Genomic DNA, 17845 nt, shown 5'->3' on the forward strand with positions numbered 1-17845 from the left:
TCTCCGCGCCGTACGGTCAGGCGCCGGGATAGTCCACGATGGTGCTGGTGCCGTACGAGCCGACGACCGGCGTGCCGGCGTCGTTGATGGTCCGCTCGATTCCGCCGCTGCCGTCGAGGAAGACGGTGATCATGTTGTGGAACTTCACCTTAGGCGTCCGTGGGACCTCGATCCCCCGGTCGGCGCGGATGTCCACCTCCTGGTTGAAGTAGGAGTAGACGCCGAGTCCCCAGGCTTCGTGTTCACGTACGTGCCGAGCGACCTGGTACGACGCGTAGCCCTTGCCGGTCGGGCTGGTCCAGGCGGCCTGGCTCGGCGGGTCGTACGGCAACTCGCTCTGGTAGAAGATCGTCCGGCCGTCCTCGCCGTTCCAGACGGTCTGGTACTTCTGGTAGTGCTCGACAAAGAGCCCGTACGCGGTCACGTCGTCGCCGTTGACCACGACGCCGGTGTCGGCGGTGTTCTGCGACCAGCCGATGCCGTTGCCGTGGTCACCGCGCCAGGCCCAGATGTTGTCGATGATCGTGTCGTCGCTGTTCACCACCAGGCTGGTCTTCGCCCGGCCGACCCAGGGGCCGCCGATGCGGAAGAAGACGTCCTGGAGCGAGATCGGGTTCGCCGAGTGGTTTCGGCGGCTGTGCCGGTCCCCCACCTCGACCAGTACGTCGGACTCGCGCGGACCGGCGTCCACCAGCACACCGGCGATCCGGACCCCGTCGACGTCGTCGATCCGCAGCGCCGCGTCGCCCCGGTCCGGGGCGAGGCTCGGCATGCCGAGGCCGAGCACGACGGTGTTCGGACGCTTGACCCGCAGTGCCCGGTCGAGGTGGTAGACACCGGGGGTGAGCAGCAGGTGCTTGCCGCGCGCGAGGGCTTGGTTGATCTTGTGCTCGCTGTCCGACGGCTTCGCCACGAAGAAGTCGCCGATCGGCAGCGAGTAGCCCTGCTGACGCTTGCCCTCGCCCCAGGTGGTGCCGGAGGTGTTGTGTCGCAGGGTCGGCACGAAGACCCGGTAGTCGCCCCGGCCGTCGACGTACAGGTAGGGCTTCTCCCTGGTCACCGGGCTGGTCGGCAGCGTCGTGTACGGCGGGTTCGGGAAGCCCTGCTCGGGTGCGCCGACCACACCGGAGAAGACCTGGTTCCAGACGCCGTTGGTCCAGACGTCGCCGAGTTCGCTGTCCCGGGTCAGCCACTGCTGCTGGGAGCCGTTGATGGTGATCCCGTCGACCTTCGAGTCGGCGATGTACCCACCGCTGGAGAAGCCGGCGTTGCCGGGCTCCAGCCAGAGGGTGCCCCTGATGTGCACCCGGCGCATCGGCGACGCCTGCGACACCGCCCACTGGTTGGACCAGTCGGTCGGGGTGACGGAGAGGTTCTCGGCGGAACGCCAGAAGTTGGTCAGGGCGGAGATGCCGGCGACCGAGCCTGGATCCGCCTGGCCGATCACGCGGATCGCGCCGTTGATGTCGACGTCGTCCGGCGACTGGCCGAGACCCGCGACGCTGGTGTAGTAACCCAGCTTGCCGTTGACGTCGTAGCGGCCGGGCTTGAACAGGATGGCGTACCGGTTGGTACCCATCTCGTTCTCTTCCTGCTGCGCGAAGAGTTCGTCGAACCTGGCCTGGATCTGGGCGACCGGCGTCGACGGGTCGTACACGAAGACGTTGGGCCCGAAGTCCGGGCGTCCGGAGTGCGCGGCGGCGCCGCCGGCCAGTGGGACCAGTCCGGCCGCGCTGAGCGAGACGGCGGCGACGGCCACGGTGAGGAGCCGGCGGGGGGTTCCGGTGCGGCGGGGCGGAAGCTCTCGTGGGCGACTTTCGCGGTTGGGGTTCATCGACCTGCCTATCGGGGACGAGCGGCCGGCGCCGACGACAGCCGACACCCGAAGAGAGCGCTCTCCTCAGCCGCCGGACGTCGCCTCGCCGATACAGGAAGGGATCGGTGTTGTTCTACCCGTCGATCGCGCCGAGCGCCATAGCTCGTCGGGACTTTGCTGCCCCGGGCCAAGCCCGGGGCAGCGGGGATGGCTTACTGAAAGAGCATCAATGACGCTTTGTCCGGCGCGGCCAATCGGGCAGACGACATGCCGACGCGACCGGGTTCGCGGAGGCTCACCCAGACAGAAGGGCCGCCGGATCGCCGGGAATTCGGCGACCTGGCGGCCCTCACGATTGGCGGCCGTCGACCCTATGTCGGCTGCGCCGCCGCCAGGATCTCGTCGACCGCGTCCCGCCGTACCGCGTCGTACAGGGTTTTGGCCTTCGCCGGGTCCGGCAGCACCACGCTCTGGTCACCGATCATTCCGGTGCCCTTGGTCGGGCTGGTGTAGAAGCCGAGCGTGTCGCTGCGCAGGTGCCGCAGCTCGCCGGCCATGTCGAGGATGTTCAACTCCTTGTCGACCGAGACCGTGTCCGTCGTCGCCCGGACGAAGGAGTTCAGTTTGGCCGGGTTGGTGAGCGTCCCGCCGGAAGCGGCCTTGTCCAGGATCGCCTTGATCACCTGCTGCTGGTGCCGGATCCGGGCGAAGTCACCGTCGGCGAACGCGTAGCGCTCCCGGGCATAGTCCAACGCCGTGGCCCCGTCCATCTTCATCGGACCCTTGACGAACTTCCGCTGCTTGTCGAGGTAGTGGGTCGAGGTGAAGGCGACGTCGACGTCGACCGTGACCCCGCCGAGCGCGTCCACGATCTCCTTGAAGCCGGCGAAGTCCACCATCGCGACGTGGTCGACCCGGACGTTGGTGTACGACTCGACGGTCTGCACCATCAGCGAGACCCCGCCCCAGGAGTAGGCAGAGTTGATCTTGGATTCGACGCCGCCGTGCCGGCCGTCCTTCGACTTCGGCACCTTCACCCAGGTGTCGCGCGGGATCGAAATCAACTGTGCGCTCGACCGGTCCTTCGGGATGTGCGCGAGGATGATCGTGTCGGTACGGGATCCGGAGCTGCTGTCCGGGTCACGGGAGTCACTTCCGAGCATCAGGATGTTCATGGCATCCTTCGCCGCCACCTCTTTCTGTGGCCTGGCCTCCTCCGGAACGCTCTCGAACGCGTCAACCCGCTCGATTCCCGATTCCACCGACCGGAGGTACAGGCCGATGCCGACAACGCCGACACCGGCGAGGAGCACCACCACCAGCACGACGATGAGGGCAATGCGTCGCCCCTTGCCGCGCTTGCGTGGATTCTTCCCATCGGGATCGGCTTCGGGAGACGTCTCGACAACCGCCGTGGCATCAGTCATCGCGGATTGTGGGTGGCGTGCCATGCGCCCGATGGTACTGACTCACCTAAAGGCACGCGGACCCTCGCCAGCGGACCCCGGGTAACTTCCACGTGCGCCATGTTTCGGTATAACCAAAAACACCACCGACGGTGACAGAACGTAGTTTATGACATTAGATTTCAACCGCTTATCGGCCCAGATCAAGCCAACACATGCGGGACCGGACACATTGCTCATTTGCCGCCGCGAGCAATAGGTCGATATTGTCGAGCACCGGCGTGATCGCCCGCAACCGCGACAACCAGCGCGCCGACGAACCACCCCGCACGACCCGCGTCAGCCCGCGCGCCCACCCCGCACCCGGAGCCGAAGCACCCCGGGCGACAGGGCCGACGAAGTGACTTGGGACACGAGAGTCGGCCCGGAGGTTGAGTCGGACCAAGCACCCATCAGTCCCCTTAACCTACGCAAAGCTGCTAATCGTGTATAAGCCAAAAAAGCCCCTTGACAAGTCACAGGCAAGACTGTTTTCTACAGTTGGACACCGGCGGGGTCGCCGTACGTGATCACGCATCGCCTGGGATTTCCCAGCACGAGCAGGGGATGTTGGTGCATTCGTCAAAATTGGGCCGTCATCAGGATGTGACTCGAGGTAATGGCGGTGTCGGATGACGGCGCACATCGGAGACATGACCAGCCAGGCGGCAAACAACCCATCGCCCTTGCTGTCGGGAAAATCCGTCGCCCTCGTTCACGAGTGGTACGGATCGACGGGCGGCTCGGAAAAGGTCTTCCTCAACATCGCGGATCTCATTCCACACGGCGAACGTTTTGTGCTTTGGAAGGATGACGACGCGACCGAGGAGTTGTCCCTCCGGCAGTCCTGGATGGCCCGTACGCCGCTGCGCGCCTCGAAGGCGCTCGCCCTGCCGCTCATGCCGCTGGCCTGGCGTACCCTCTCCCGGTCGAACTTCGACGTGGTCCTCTCTTCGAGCCACGCGTTCGCGCACACGGTCAAGGTGGGATCTTCCGAACAGACGCGGTACCTCAGCTACGTGCACTCCCCCGCCCGCTACGTGTGGAGTCCGAACTTCGACGGCCGGGGCTCCAATCCCGTCCTGTCCGGCCCCCGCAGGGTGCTGCAAGCGGCCGACGTCCGGCTCAGCCGGCACGTCCACAGCTACGCCGCGAACTCGCGCGAGGTCCAGGCACGCATCCGTCAGTACTGGCACCGGGACGCCCACGTCATCAACCCCCCGGTGGACGTACGGTTCTACACCGCCGCACCGGACGGCGACCGGCAGCAGAACCGGGACTACCTGCTCGGCGTCGGACGCTGGATCAGGTACAAGAACTTCGACCTGATGATCGAGATCGCGGCGTCGGCCGGGCTGCCCCTCGTCATCGCCGGCAAGGGCCCCGAGGAGGAGGCCCTGCGCCGGGCCGCGGCCAAGGTGCGGGTGCCGGTCACCTTCGAGGTACGGCCGAGCGACGAGCGCCTTCGCCAGCTCTACTGGGGCGCCCGGGCGTTGCTCTTCCCGACCCACGAGGATTTCGGCATCATCCCGGTCGAGGCACAGGCGTGTGGCACCCCGGTCATCGGCTTCAGTCACGGTGGCCTGCTGGAGACCGTCGTCGACGGCGAAACCGGTTTCTTGATCGACTCCACCGACCCCGGGGCCTTCGCACCGCTCGTCGCCCGGCTGGCGGAGTTGGATCCGGCGCGGGTACAGGCCAACGCCGCCAACTTCTCGCCCTCGGTGTTCGCCGCGAAACTCTCGACGTGGGTGACGGATGCCACCGCGTAACGGCTCCGGAACGCGGATCCCATGAGGATGCTCGGCATCGTCATCGTCAACTACCTGAGCGCCGCCGACACCGCCGGCCTGGTCCGGTCGCTCGCGGCCCACCACACCGATCCCGGCGTCGCCGTCACGATCGCCGTGGTCGACAACAGCGACCAACGTACGGAGCTCGAAGCGGTCGTCGAACTCGCCCGACAGCACGGCATCTCCGGCCGGGTGCTGCACGGCCACGGAAATGTCGGGTACGCGGCGGGCAACAACCTGGGTGCCGCCTGCCTGTTGGAGGCCGGCGCGGAGGTCGTCTGGGTGCTCAACCCGGACACCCGGATCACCGGTGGCAAGGTCGGCGCGGCCCTCGACGTGGGACAGCCGGACGACCGCGCGATCGGTGCGACCACCAGCGTCGGCGCGGACGGCGTCGGCCACCCCGACCTGGGCGCACTCGACCTCTGGACCGGTCAGAGCGGCCAGCCCGTGACCGGCGGGACGGGCGGGTCACGCACGCTGACGTACGTCGCCGGCCACTCCGTGCTGGTGACCCGGCGGGCCTGGCTCGACCTCGGCGGCTTCTCCGAGGACTTCTTCCTCTTCTACGAGGAGGCCGACCTGGCCGTACGCGCGGCCGGACTGGGCATCCCGACGGTGGTGATCCCCGATCTGGTCGTGCGGCACGCCGGTGGCGGTGCCACCGGGGCGACCAGCGACCTCAGGGCAAAATCCACGATCACCTACCTGCACGCCAGCCGGAGCTGCATGATCTTCTTCCGGAAGCACCACCCGCTGCGCCTGCCACTGGCGCTCACCGCCCGCCTCGGGTATGCCGGGAAGGCGCTCCTGGTCGGCGGACCGCGCGCCGCGTCCGCGATCCTGCGGGGCATGGTCGCCGGGTTGCGGGCATGACCGGGGTCTCGCCGATCGCCGGCAGAGTTCGCGGCGCTATCGGTAGCGCCACCACGATGTACCTGGCGGCGCTGGCGATGTCCGGAATCGCCATCCTGCTGAGCGTCGCCCTACCCCCTGGCGAGCGCGGCCTGCTGGTCGCCACCACGACCAGCGCCACGGTCGGCGTCGCGATCGGCGGACTCTCCCTGGAGTCGTTCCTGCTCGCGCAGGGGCCTCGCTGGCTGCACGAACTGGCCGGACGGCGCAGTCTGCTGCTCTACCTCGGCACGGTGCCGCTCTCGGCCGTACTCGGCTGGCTGTTCGCCCTGTACTCCGCCGAGGCGTCCCCCGGCCTCTCCGCCGTCGGCGCGGCTTGCATCGCGGCGAGCACCCTTCCCGCCGCGGCCGGGCTGAGCCAGGGACAGTTCCTGAGCGTCTACCGGTGGCGGGCGGTGTTCGCCACCGTCGCCCCGGCGCTCTACCTGGTGCTGATCTTCACCGGGGTCGACGACGCCGACGTCTGGCTGCTGGCCTGGCTGGGATGCCAGGCGCTGATGGTGGTGGCGCTCTGGACCAGCCACGGCGGCCCGCTGAACCAGATGGCCCGTCGCGTCTCCGCCGAGCCGGAACGTCTCGCCCGACTCGGTCTGACCCACACCGGAGCGGTCGCGCAGATCGTGCCGTTCCGCTTCGACCAACTCGCGCTCGCCCGCTACCAGGGCCCGGCCGAACTCGCCATCTACTCGCTTGCGGTGGCGGCGATCGAGTTCTCCCAGGCCGGCGCGGTCATCGCGGCACAACGTACCCTCGGGGACCACGAGGAGGGCGCCGCCGACCGGCTGCGTGGGTGGTTGCGCAAGGCCGTCCTCTCGGCGGTCGGCCTGGGCCTGCTGGTCCTGGTGGGTCTGGCCGGGATCGGCCTGCTCACTGACGACTACACGGGTGCCCTGCTGCTCGGCGCGCTCCTGCTCCCGCGCAGCGTGGCGGTCGCGGTCGACAAGGTGCTCAGCGCCCGGCTGGTCAATCTCGGCGGCGAACGGAGTACGGCGGCGGTCTCCATCGGCACCGGTCTGGCCGCCATCGTCGGCTACACCCTGCTGGCCCCGGAGTACGGCGCGGCCGGCATCGCGGCACTCTCCGGCGTGCTGTTCGCCGTACACAGCACCGTGATCGCGCTGGCGCTACGCAAGCGGATCCGACTGCTGGCGACGCGGGCTTCCCGCCCGCGTACACCGACAACAACGGGGGTTGGCGAACATGCGTGACGACGTGGTGGCAGTGATCCTCAACTGGAACTGCGCGGACGACACGATCCGCTGTCTGCGGGCGGTCGCCTCCGGTAGTACCGTGCCGGAGATCGTCGTCGTCGACAACGGCTCGCAGGACGATTCAATCGCCAAGCTGGAGCAGATCGACGATTCGTTCTCGTTGGTGCCACTCGACCGGAACTACGGCTTTGCCGGCGGTATGAACGCCGGTATCCGGGAGGCGCACTCCCGGGGGGCGAAGTGGGTGTGGCTGCTGAACGCGGACGCCGTACCCAGGACAGACGCACTCAGTGCCCTGTTGGAGCACTCCGACCAGTTCGCGGTGTCGGCATCGCTGCAGACCTCGTCGGACCGGCCGGAGGACACCGACGCCGAGCCGTACCTGGTCGCCGCGATGCTTCCGAACGGCCGGGTACGTCCCTTTGTCTGCCCCGGGTGCGACGAGGGCGCGCACGAGGTGGACGTGGTGACCGGTGCCGCCATGTTCGTCGGGGTCGACTGGGCGATGCGGGTCGGCCTCTTCGACGAGCGGTTCTTCCACTACAAGGAGGAGTTCGACCTCGTCACCCGGATCGGCGACGCCGGCGGTCGGGTTGGCCTGGTCTGCTCCTCCGAGGTGTGGCACCAGCGTGGTGGCAGCCTCAAACTGTCGAGCCCGCGAGCCCAGTACTATCACTACCGCAACGAGGTTCTCTACGTACGCAAGCACTACGCCCGGCCGTTCGTGCGGCTGCTGAACGAGCCAATCCACTACAAGACGGTGACAACATCGGTGTTGCAGGTCGCCGTCGGTGGACGGGAGCGGCGCAGTCGCTCCCTCGCGGTGCTGGCGGGGTACTGGGACGGGTTGCGCGGCATCCACGGGGCCACCGAGAGGTTCTGAGATGCACATCCTGTTCATCAGCCACTCGGCCGACCTGATGGGCGCGGAACTCTCCCTCCCGCCCGTGGTGCGCGAAGCGGTACGGGTCCGTGGACACCGGGTAACGGTCACCGTACCGGCGGAGGGGCCCCTGTGCGCCGAGCTCACCGCCGCCGGGGCGGCGGTCGTGGTGCTGCCCACCAGCCTCTGGATGGGACGCCGGTTCAACCCGGTGGTCGGTGGAATCCGTCTGCTCCAGGCACTCTCCTCCTTTCCCAGATACCGCCGGTACGTGGCCCGGAGCAAACCCGACCTGGTGGTGACCAACTCGGTGGTGGTGCCGGCGGGAGCCTTCGCCGCCCGGCGCAACCGGATCCGGCACGTCTGGCTGATCCAGGAAAGCCTGCTCACCAACCCCAGCCTGCGGTCCGCCCTGCCCCGCCCGACGATCGCCCGGATCATCGCGAGCCTCTCCGACGGCGCGGTCGTGGTGTCGGAGTTCGTCGCCGGTCAGCTACTCGGCGTCGCACCCGCCCTGCGCCAGAAGGTACGGGTGATCCCGCCGTCGATCGACCCGTGGGGGGCCGTGCCGGAGCCCGACCCCCGGCGGGACGGGACAAAACTGGAACGGCTGATCCTGCTCGGCCGGTACAGCGCCGAGAAGGGACAGGCGGAGGCGATCGAGGCACTCGGGCACTGCCTGAAGCGCGGACGAGCCTTCGAACTGAAGCTCGCCGCCGTCGGTGACCACACAAAACAGCAGGCACTCCGGGATCTCGCCCGCGCACACAGGGTGGAACACCTGGTCGAGATCTCGGAATGGACCTCCGATCCGCTCGCCCTGTACGCCTGGGCGGACGCGACGCTGATGCTGTCACGCAACGAGGCCTACGGCCGGGTGACGGCGGAATCCCTGCTGGCCGGGACCCCGGTGATCGGTTACCGGGCGGGCGCCACCACGGAGATCGTCGCCGACGGTGGCGGCCTGCTGGTCGAACCCCGGGCGGAGGCGCTGGCGGAGGCACTGCTGAACCTGGCCGCCGACGGCGACTCCTACGCCTCCCTCCGGGCCGACGCGCGGCGGCGGGCAGGAGCGCTCGGCGCCGAGCCACCCTCGGCCACGAAACTCGTCGACTATCTCGAATACCTGCAAGCGAAGCACTAGTGGCAAGATCCGTGGGAATCGTCGCCGGGGGCGGCGTACTGGCCCTGATGCTGGGTGTCCTGGCCGGCTGGCAGCCGGTCGCACTGGTGGCCCTGCTGCTGGCCGTGCTTCTGGGCTGGGGGCTCTGGACCCCCGAGCGGTTGAACTACACGCTGCTCGCGGTGCTCTTCTTCGTACCGGCGACGGCGAGCCTCGGTTATCCGGTCGAGCCGGTGTGGGTGATCCTGCTGGCGGCGGTGCTGATCACGCTGTACGGCCGGCTCCAGCGTTACCACCCGAGCACCCCCCTGCTCTCCTCGGCCATGGCTGGCCTCCTCCTGCCGGCGGTCTGCCTGCTCGCCGCGCTGGCGAACTGGAGCAGACCGCAGGACCTGGTGTCCGCGCTGGTCCCGCTCGTCTCCTACGGCATCATCACCTGGCACCTGGTGGACGAGGCGCGACGCGACCCCGACGGCGTCCGGCGCCTGGCCCGCGCCGTGGCCTGGTTCGGGGTCCCGCTGGCGATCCTCTCGATCTACCAGCGAGTGAGCGGCACCTGGCCGGTGCTGGATCAGTTCGCGATCGACGAGGGGTTCACCGCCAGCGCCGGGCCCGGTCGTTCGGTCGGCACGATGGGACACCCCATCGTGTACGGGACGTACTGCATGTTGGTGATCTGCATCGCGCTCACCATGCGTGGCCGGCTCTGGCAGATTCCGTTCGCGGCCGGCGCCATCGGGCTCCTGCTCTCCGGCTCACGCAGCGCCTGGATCGGTACGGCCTGCGCGCTCGCCATCTGGTACCTCGCCCTGGAGCGGAAGTTCACCCGACGTGGCGTGCTGACGGCGCTGTCGTTCGTCGCCGTCGGCGGCGGGCTGGTCTTCTTCGGCCCGAAACCGATCCAGGACGCGGTCACGATCCTGCGGGACCGGTTGACAAATCTGACCGGTTCGAGTTCGGCCACCGCGCGCTATCGACGCACCGGCGAGGCCTGGTCCGGGGTGTGGCACGACCTCGGCACCGTGTTGTCCGGTCACGGGCCGGAGGCGCACGTACGGTTCTTCCAGCAGTTCAGTGTCGGCGACGGGCTGGCGCCGACCTTCGACAACACCTACCTCACCCTCTGGTACGACTTCGGCCTCGTCGCGTTACTGGTTCTGGTCGCCCTGATGGTGCTCCCGCTGTTCCGGTTCCGATCCCTCGCCGCGCGCATGATCATCCTCGGGTTCGCGGTGCAGATCTGGTTCTTCGACGTCTACCTCTGGCCCGCCGCGGCAGCCACCCTCATCCTGGCGGCCGGCATCGCGGTTGCCGACTCGGCCGCTCCGAAACCGACCACACCAGCGAGCCCGGGACCGCATCCGAGCCACCTGGTGCTGCTCAGGTAAGCAAGATCGACCAAGTTTGGATGACTGCTATCATTTCCCGGCCCGCCATCGGACATCGTGTTTTGTTGGGTGTATGCGAGCCGGAAAGCATGTGAGGATCAATAGTGGGGCTTTCACGGGGATCGGCGTCGATCGGCGTGCGCGGCTTGTTCTCACGGCCGACGCGCCCCACGGACGCAGAGGCGTCAACGGCGAACCGGGCGTCACGCTGGGTGCCTCCGCAGTGGACCCAGTTGACCCTCCCGCATCAGCTCCAGGCCCTGCGCACGTTCCGATGGCTGGTTGTCGGACTCATGCTCGTCGGCGGCGCCGGGGCGGCGCTCTACTCGACTCTCCAGACACCGCAGTACAAAGCAAACACACAACTGCTCTTCTCCCCTAATTTTGCGAACACGGACATCAACGGACTCAACGAAGGCGGTAACTACATCCTCCAGCGGGTCCGGTCCTACGTCGAAATCGCGAACAACCCCGGGGTCACCTCGGCGGTGATCGATCGCCTCGGACTGCCGTATTCGCCGGATCAGCTCATGTCACGGGTGACCGTCACCTCCAAGGCCAGTTCCGCGGTGGTGACCATCGAGGTGACCGATTCGTCGCCCGAGCGGGCACGGGACATCGCGAACGCGATGGCCGAGGAGGTCCCGCCCTTCATCGACAAGCTCGAGACCCCGACGGGGATCAACACCTCCCCGGTGAAAACCTCGATCGTCCGGCCGGCGACCACCCCCGGCTCAGCCTCCTCGCCCCAGACACCGATCAACGTCGGACTCGGCCTGGTCGGCGGTCTCGCCGTGGGTCTGGTCGGCGCGGTCGTCGGATTCGCGAGCCGGCGCACCGTACGGGACGAGGCGCACGCGACCGAGGTCGCCGATCTGGCCCTGCTGGGCATCACCACGGCCAACCCGAAGTCGCCGGACGGTGGCACCGAGGAGCTGACCATCCCTTCCGAGACCTTCCGGCAGATCCGCACGAACATGCACCTCCGGGCGGCCGGTCAGCGCCTCACCAGCGTGACGGTCACCGGGTCCGTGCCCGACGAGGGCAAGGGCCTCGTGGCGGCCAACCTGGCGGTGGCGCTCGCCCGGGCCGGCGAGACAGTGGTGCTGGTCGACGCGGATTTCCGGAATCCGAGCGTCGACCGGCTGTTCGGCGTACCGAACGAACTCGGGCTCGCCGACCTCCTGCGCGACGAAACCTCGTTCGACCTGGCCGGGAGGCATTGGCGTACCGACCTCTCCCTGTACCTGCTGACGGCCGGAACGGTCGGCGGTGGCGCGGGTGGCGTCAGGCCGGCCGAGCCCCCGCTCAGGTCGGACCGGCTGGTCGCGCTGCTGGAGTCCTTCCGCGTCGGCGGCGCCTTCGTGGTCGTCAATGCCCCGCCGATGCTCTCCGACGCGGAGGCGATGACGCTGGCGAGCACGACGGACGCGACCATGGTCACCGCCCGGATCGGGTACACCGAGGCCGACCGCCTCGCCGCCGCCGTCCAGGTGCTGCGCACGACGCGGGCCAACCTGCTCGGGCTGATCGCGGTGCGCGACCGGCGGTGACCCTGCCCGGGGCAATCTCCCCCGCCGGGCCAACCGCCAGGTGGGGAACAGCCGCGGGCCGGCTGCCGTCCCCCACCTGGTCGGCGTAGGACAACTCTCTCCCGTACGGGCGAGGGCTCGACGTACCGATTGTGCGATCGCTCGACTACTCAACGGCGCGATCGACCGATAGCATGACCCACAGCGGGCCCGGCCGCCCAGGGCCAAGGTGCTGGGCGTACGTCGACAACTCAGGTGGGCGTGACCGCCGTCGCACGTACGTGGATGACCACCTCCGGGTTCGCCGAGCCGAGCCGTCGGGCCCAGGAGGAGCTGATCCGGTCCATCTCGGCCCCGCTGATCACCTCCGCTCCGGTGACCTGCCAACCGCAGCCCGCCAGCCGCTCGGCGAGGACCGCGTCGACGTACTCCGGGGTGAGTTCGGGCAGTTTCCGGATCTCCAGCGGTACCGGATCCCGCCAGATGCTGGTGCCGACGGTGATCTCGAGCGTGGCCCCGGCTCGGGCAACGCTACGCAGCCCCGCGCAGACGTCGGGCTCGCCGTGCACGACCCCGCGCAACAACTTGCCCCACGGCATCAGCACCAGCACCTCGTCGGCGATCCCGTGCAGGTCGTCCGGGACGGTCTCGATCGCCGCGTTGACCAGGAGCAGATTCGGCGTACCGCCCTTGGCCGGCTTGCGGCTGGCGCGCAGGCTGGTCGGCGTCATCCGCTGCCAGGCCGGGTCGACCCCGATCACCAACCAGTCCGGCTGAGCCTTGGCCAGTCGGTACGCCGTGCGCGCGTCACCGGTGCCGACGTCGACGATCACCCGGTCCGCGCCGGACCGGAGCGCGGCGAGCGCGTCCGGGTCGGCTGCGACCAGGCGCTTACCCTGTACGACCTGCATCCGGCGATTCTGTCAGGCGCTCGTCGCCATCCGCGCCAGCGCCAGCGCCACCGGTACCAGCAGCGGAGCGACCGGTGCCAGCGGTAGAGCGACCGGGACCACCGGTCGAGCGACCGGGACCACCGGTCGAGCCACCGGGACCACCGGTCGAGCCACCGGGACCACCGGTCGAGCGAGCGTTGTCGAGGGCGTCGTAGACCCGACGCCGGTTCAGCCCGAACGGGGCCAGCGCCTCACCCAGCGTCCTCGGGGACACCCCGGCGCCGGCCAGTGCCCGGACCAGGGCATCGAGGTCGACCGGCTGGTCGACGACCGGGGCCGAGGCAAGCACGATCGTCACCTCCGGCGTGCCGACCCGGCGTACGGCCGCGCCCGCCCGTTCCGCCGTCGTCCAACTCATCGCCGTGCCGACGTCCGGCTCCCCGTCCGGTACGGCGACCCGGCGGCCGGGCGTCGCCGCCAGCACGTGTTCGAGCACCGCGTCGACCTCCTCGGTCGGCAGTGTCAGCACGGTCGGCGCCAGGGCGGACCGGAGCGCGACCGCGACCTCGGGCCGACGGACCGCCCGCCGGTCGACCCGACCGAGCGTCAGCGCCGGGGTCGGCGGCAGCCCGGCGGCGTAGAGCACACCGGTCACACCGACCGGCGTGAACAGCGCGAACCGCGCCCCGCCCCGGGCCGCGTCGGCCAGCCACGACGCTGCCTCCGGCGACGGTTCGTCGAGTGGTCCGGCCAAGGTGACGGCGATGACCCCGGAGCGGTCGAGGAGCGTACGGGCATCCGCCGGCTTCCGGGCCGTACCGAGGTCGACGGTCTCGTCGGCGTTGTGCCAGAGCAGCCCGAGCCGCCCCTCCGGTACGGGCTGTCCGACCTGCCGGAGCAGGACCAGTGGCGCCGGCGGGGCCACCTCGACCACGGTGAGGGTCACCGCCGTCTCCGGATCGGTCAGCGCGTCGACCAGGTCCCGGTCGAGATCCTCCGCGGTGAGGGTCGCCGCCACGGCCAGCGTCCCCGGGTCGGCGTGTCGGCTGCGGCGCAGCACCAACCCGTCGCGTACGTCGTGCTCCGGGTTGATCGTCGCCTCACCGGTCGCCTGGTGTCCGGCCGCCTCGACGGTGAACCGGACCCGACCGCGCAGCAACCCGAGTTCCGCCGGATCCAGTTCGGTACCGACCCCGACGACACAGGTGGCCCGCTGGGTCACGTCGACGTCGTGGGTGAACTCCAGCGTCTTCGCGTGGGTCGCCCGGATCTGGGGATGACCGTGACCCCGCACCGACGCACGGCGCCTCGTCCTCGCCACCGGCCACTCCCGTCGATCGTCACACACCGGACACCTCCGGTGCCGTTCCGGGAGGTCCGCCGGCCCGACGGCCGCCCCCCGGCCGGGCCAACCGAAACGATATCCCGTGCGGCATCCGGTCCCCGCCGCGTTCCCCCCTGCCGCACGTCGGCCCATCGATCCCGGAGGCGGAAATCCGACTCGAACGAACGCTGACGAAATGTGAACGGCATGTCATATTCACCATGACCGTTGCGTGACATCCAGTGGGCAGGGATCGGCCGTACATGACCTCCTCCGAAGTGACCACGGCGCCACCGACCGGCGTACGTGTGCTGGCGTCCCGCCTCGGCCAGACCGTACGCGGTGGTCGGCAGATCCTCCGGGACGTCTCGCTGACCGTCGAGCCGGGTGAACTGGTGGCGATCATCGGTGCCAGCGGTGCCGGCAAGACAACCCTGCTCGAGACCCTGGCGGGCGTACGTCCGGCCGGGTCGGGCACGGTGGACAGACAGGCCCACGGGGCGGTCGAACACAGCGGGTCGGTCGACGTCGGCTACGTACCGCAGGACGACATCATCCATCGCGAGCTGCCGCTGGAGCGGACCCTGCGTTACGCGGCCCGGCTGCGCCTGGCGCCGGGCACCGACCCGGCCGCCCGGGACCGCCGGGTCCGTGAGGTGATGGCCGAACTGGGGCTGACCGAACGGGCCGGGGTGCCGGTCGGGCGACTCAGCGGCGGCGAGCGCAAACGGGCCAGCATCGCCGTCGAGCTGCTGACCCGTCCCGGGGTGTTCTTCCTGGACGAGCCGACGTCCGGGCTCGACCCGGCGATCGCGGTCGAGCTGCTGCGGGTGTTGCGCGGGCTCGCCGACTCGGCCGCCACGGTGGTGCTGACCACCCATCAGGTGACCGACGTGGAGTTCTGTGACCGGGTGGTGGTCCTCACCCGGCAGGGCGCGCTCGCCTTCGCCGGCACCCCGTCGGCCGCCCGCGAGTTCTTCGGCGTGACCACGCTCGCCGAGGTCTACCTCCGGCTGGACGAGCCGACGGACCCGGACGCCTGGCCCGATCGGTTCCCCACCCGCGACGCCGCGCCGGTACGGGCCGACGCCGCGCCCCCGGTCGCCCCTCGGCGAGATCCGGGGCAGGAGCGACGGCGGCAGCGGGTCGGCCCGCTGCGGCAGTGGGCGGTGCTGGCCGCCCGCAACGTCGAGATCGTCGCCCGCAACCGGCTCACCCTGGCCATCCTGCTCGGCTCGCCGCTGATGGTGCTCGGCATGTTCGCGCTGCTGTTCCAGCCGGGCGCCTTCGATCCGGCCGATCCGAGCCCGAACGTGATGGTGATGATCCTGTTCTGGATCGCCTTCGGTGGTTTTTTCTTCGGTCTCACCTACGGGCTGCTCCAGATCTGCACCGAGTGGCCGATCCTGCGGCGGGAACGGCTGGCCGGCGTACGCGTAGGACCGTACCTGTCGGCCAAGGTCGCGGTGCTGCTGCCGCTGCTGGCCCTGGTCGACCTGGCCCTGCTCGGTGTGTTGCGCGGGATCGACCGGCTGCCACCGGTCGGGTGGGGCGAGTTCGCCGCTCTCTACGCCACCCTGCTGCTCTCCTCGGCCGCCGCGCTCGCCCTCGGCCTGCTCTGCTCGGCGTCGGTGGCGGACGCCGCGCAGGCGACCCTGATGCTGCCGATGCTCTGCTTCCCACAGGTGCTTTTTGTCGGCGCGATCCTGCCCGTGCCGGTGATGGCGACCGGTGGCCGGTGGATCAGCCACGCGATGTCGAACCGTTGGGCGTTCGAGGGTCTGGGCCACACCGCCGAGTTGGAGCGGATCTGGCGCGACGGGGCGTCGCCGCTCGGTCCACCCCTGCTCGCCGCCTACGGCGACAGCTTCGCCCGGCCGGTCTGGGTGAACTGGGTGATCCTCGCCGGTTTCCTGCTCGCCTTCCTCGGCGTCACCTGGACCGTGCTGGCCCGGAAGGACCGTCGTGGCGTCCGGGTCTGACGCGCTGACGGCCGCGAACCCGGCGTACGCCGCGACCGGCCGGATCGACCGGCTGCGCGCGACCGAGTACGCCCACCTCGACCAGGACGGGCAGGTCTACCTCGACTACGCCGGTGCCGGCGTCGCCGCCCGAGCCCAGATCGAGGCGCACCACCAGCGGTTGACCTCGGGCCTCTACAGCAACCCGCACTCGGAGAACCCCACCTCGTTGGCGGCCGGCACGCTGGTGGAGTCGGCGCGCCGGGCGGTGCTCGCCTTCCTCGGCGCCGACCCGGCGCGGTACGCGGTGATCTTCACCCCGAACGCCACCGGCGCCTGTCGACTGGTCGGCGAGGCGTACCGGTTCGGACGGGGTGTTCCACTGGTTCTCACCGCCGACAACCACAACTCGGTCAACGGCATCCGGGAGTACGCCCGCGTCGTCGGCGCGCCGATCCGGTACGTGCCCACCCGTGGGCCGGAGCTGCGGGTCGACGCCTCCGACGTGGAGTCCGCACTCGCCGACTCGCGGGTACGTCGACTGCTCGGCCCGCCCGGAGGTGGTGGGGGCCGGCGGCGGGGTCTGTTCGCTTTCCCGGCCCAGAGCAACTTCAGTGGCGTACAGCATCCGCTGGAGTGGGTCGGCCTGGCCCAGCGGCACGGCTACGACGTGTTGCTGGACGCGGCCGCGTACGCGCCGACGAACCGGCTCGACCTCGGCACCGTACAGCCCGAGTTCGTCTGCCTGAGCTGGTACAAGGTCTTTGGCTACCCGACCGGAACCGGCGCCCTGGTCGCCCGCAGGGACGCGCTGGCCCGGCTGCGTCGGCCCTGGTTCGCGGGCGGCACGATCCGGGCGGTCAGCGTGCAGGGCGACTGGTACGAGCCGATGGACGACGAGTCCGCGTTCGAGGACGGCACGCTCAACTTCCTCAGCATCCCCGACGTGGAGTTCGGGCTCGGCTGGGTCGACTCGATCGGCGTCGACGTCATCCACGCCCGGGTCGGTCTGCTCACCGGCTGGCTGCTGGAACGGCTCACCGCGCTGCGGCACCGGACCGGTGAACCGCTGGTCCGGATCTACGGGCCGGCGACAAACGACCGCCGGGGCGGCACCATCTCGTTCAACTTCCTCCACCCGGACGGCACGGTGGTGGACGAGCGTCTGGTGGCCGCCGAGTCGACGGCAGCCGGCCTCTCCCTGCGTACGGGATGCTTCTGCAATCCCGGCGCGGGCGAGGGCGCCTTCGGGATCACGAAGCGGCGGCTGGCCCGAACGCTGATGCGCGACATCCGTACGGTCGACGAGTACCTCGACGTGATGCGGGTGCCCACCGGCGGTGCGATCCGAGTCTCCTTCGGACTGGCCTCGAACGCCGCCGACGCCGAACGCTTCCTCACCTTCGCCGAACAGACCTATCTGGACCGGGATCGGCCCGAGGTGGCCCTCCCCCCTCGGATCCGGTGCTGATCCGGCACTGTCGTTCCACCGGTGACCTGGCCGCCCGCCTTACCGGGCACCGGAACAGGGGTCGTATCCAGTACTGTCCAGCCGGCCGTG

Annotated in this window: 13 protein-coding genes; 9 read left to right on the plus strand and 4 right to left on the minus strand. The window is 69.6% G+C overall.

The window, feature by feature from the left end; translation table 11 throughout:
* Positions 1-16: 16 nt before the first annotated feature.
* Together ACI2K4_RS13630 and ACI2K4_RS13635 are read right to left on the minus strand one after the other, a co-directional pair.
* Complete coding sequence (locus ACI2K4_RS13630; RefSeq protein ID WP_404510995.1) at positions 17-1834, minus strand: adenylyl cyclase; 1818 nt, start codon at positions 1832-1834, stop codon at positions 17-19.
* A 353-nt stretch (positions 1835-2187) separates the two neighbouring features.
* Entirely contained in the window at positions 2188-3243 is a 1056-nt protein-coding gene (locus ACI2K4_RS13635) for an LCP family protein (RefSeq protein ID WP_404510997.1), read from the minus strand.
* Positions 3244-4058: 815 nt separating this feature from the next.
* On the opposite strand from ACI2K4_RS13635, the gene ACI2K4_RS13640 reads away from it, so the two are divergent.
* The 7 genes from ACI2K4_RS13640 (at position 4059) to ACI2K4_RS13670 (ending at position 12127) form a co-directional block, all read left to right on the plus strand.
* Positions 4059-5033, plus strand: a complete 975-nt coding sequence (locus tag ACI2K4_RS13640; RefSeq protein WP_404510999.1) for a glycosyltransferase — start codon at positions 4059-4061, stop codon at positions 5031-5033.
* A 21-nt stretch (positions 5034-5054) separates the two neighbouring features.
* A complete protein-coding gene (locus ACI2K4_RS13645; RefSeq protein WP_404511001.1) occupies positions 5055-5930 on the plus strand; it encodes a glycosyltransferase family 2 protein in 876 nt (291 codons plus the stop codon).
* Complete coding sequence (locus ACI2K4_RS13650; protein WP_404511003.1) at positions 5927-7177, plus strand: hypothetical protein; 1251 nt, start codon at positions 5927-5929, stop codon at positions 7175-7177. The genes ACI2K4_RS13645 and ACI2K4_RS13650 overlap by 4 nt, the downstream gene beginning before the upstream one ends.
* On the plus strand, positions 7170-8063 hold the full coding sequence (locus ACI2K4_RS13655) for a glycosyltransferase family 2 protein (RefSeq protein ID WP_404511005.1): 894 nt from the start codon (positions 7170-7172) through the stop codon (positions 8061-8063). Before ACI2K4_RS13650 ends, ACI2K4_RS13655 begins: the two co-directional genes overlap by 8 nt.
* 1 nt (position 8064) lies before the next feature.
* Positions 8065-9207: a glycosyltransferase family 4 protein gene (locus tag ACI2K4_RS13660; protein ID WP_404511007.1), complete on the plus strand. Its 1143-nt coding sequence runs from the start codon at positions 8065-8067 to the stop codon at positions 9205-9207.
* Positions 9207-10574 (plus strand): O-antigen ligase family protein, encoded by a 1368-nt coding sequence (locus ACI2K4_RS13665; RefSeq protein WP_404511009.1) that lies wholly within the window; start codon positions 9207-9209, stop codon positions 10572-10574. The genes ACI2K4_RS13660 and ACI2K4_RS13665 overlap by 1 nt, the downstream gene beginning before the upstream one ends.
* A gap of 233 nt (positions 10575-10807) precedes the next feature.
* Positions 10808-12127, plus strand: coding sequence for a Wzz/FepE/Etk N-terminal domain-containing protein (locus ACI2K4_RS13670; protein WP_404511011.1), 1320 nt, complete (start codon positions 10808-10810; stop codon positions 12125-12127).
* Between the two features lie 230 nt (positions 12128-12357).
* Here the strand turns inward: ACI2K4_RS13670 and ACI2K4_RS13675 are convergent, their stop codons facing one another.
* Complete coding sequence (locus ACI2K4_RS13675) at positions 12358-13017, minus strand: hypothetical protein (protein WP_404511013.1); 660 nt, start codon at positions 13015-13017, stop codon at positions 12358-12360.
* Positions 12998-14320 (minus strand): DUF371 domain-containing protein, encoded by a 1323-nt coding sequence (locus tag ACI2K4_RS13680; protein ID WP_404511015.1) that lies wholly within the window; start codon positions 14318-14320, stop codon positions 12998-13000. Before ACI2K4_RS13680 ends, ACI2K4_RS13675 begins: the two co-directional genes overlap by 20 nt.
* A gap of 266 nt (positions 14321-14586) precedes the next feature.
* Between ACI2K4_RS13680 and ACI2K4_RS13685 the strand changes: the two genes are divergently transcribed.
* Positions 14587-16305 carry an ATP-binding cassette domain-containing protein gene (locus ACI2K4_RS13685; protein ID WP_404511017.1) on the plus strand — a complete coding sequence of 573 codons (1719 nt, stop codon included), beginning with the start codon at positions 14587-14589 and terminating at the stop codon, positions 16303-16305.
* Entirely contained in the window at positions 16289-17755 is a 1467-nt protein-coding gene (locus tag ACI2K4_RS13690; RefSeq protein WP_404511019.1) for an aminotransferase class V-fold PLP-dependent enzyme, read from the plus strand. Before ACI2K4_RS13685 ends, ACI2K4_RS13690 begins: the two co-directional genes overlap by 17 nt.
* The last annotated feature ends 90 nt before the right edge of the window (positions 17756-17845 follow it).

It is taken from the genome of Micromonospora sp. NPDC050397 (genome assembly GCF_044901685.1).
Classification (GTDB): Bacteria; Actinomycetota; Actinomycetes; order Mycobacteriales; family Micromonosporaceae; genus Micromonospora_G.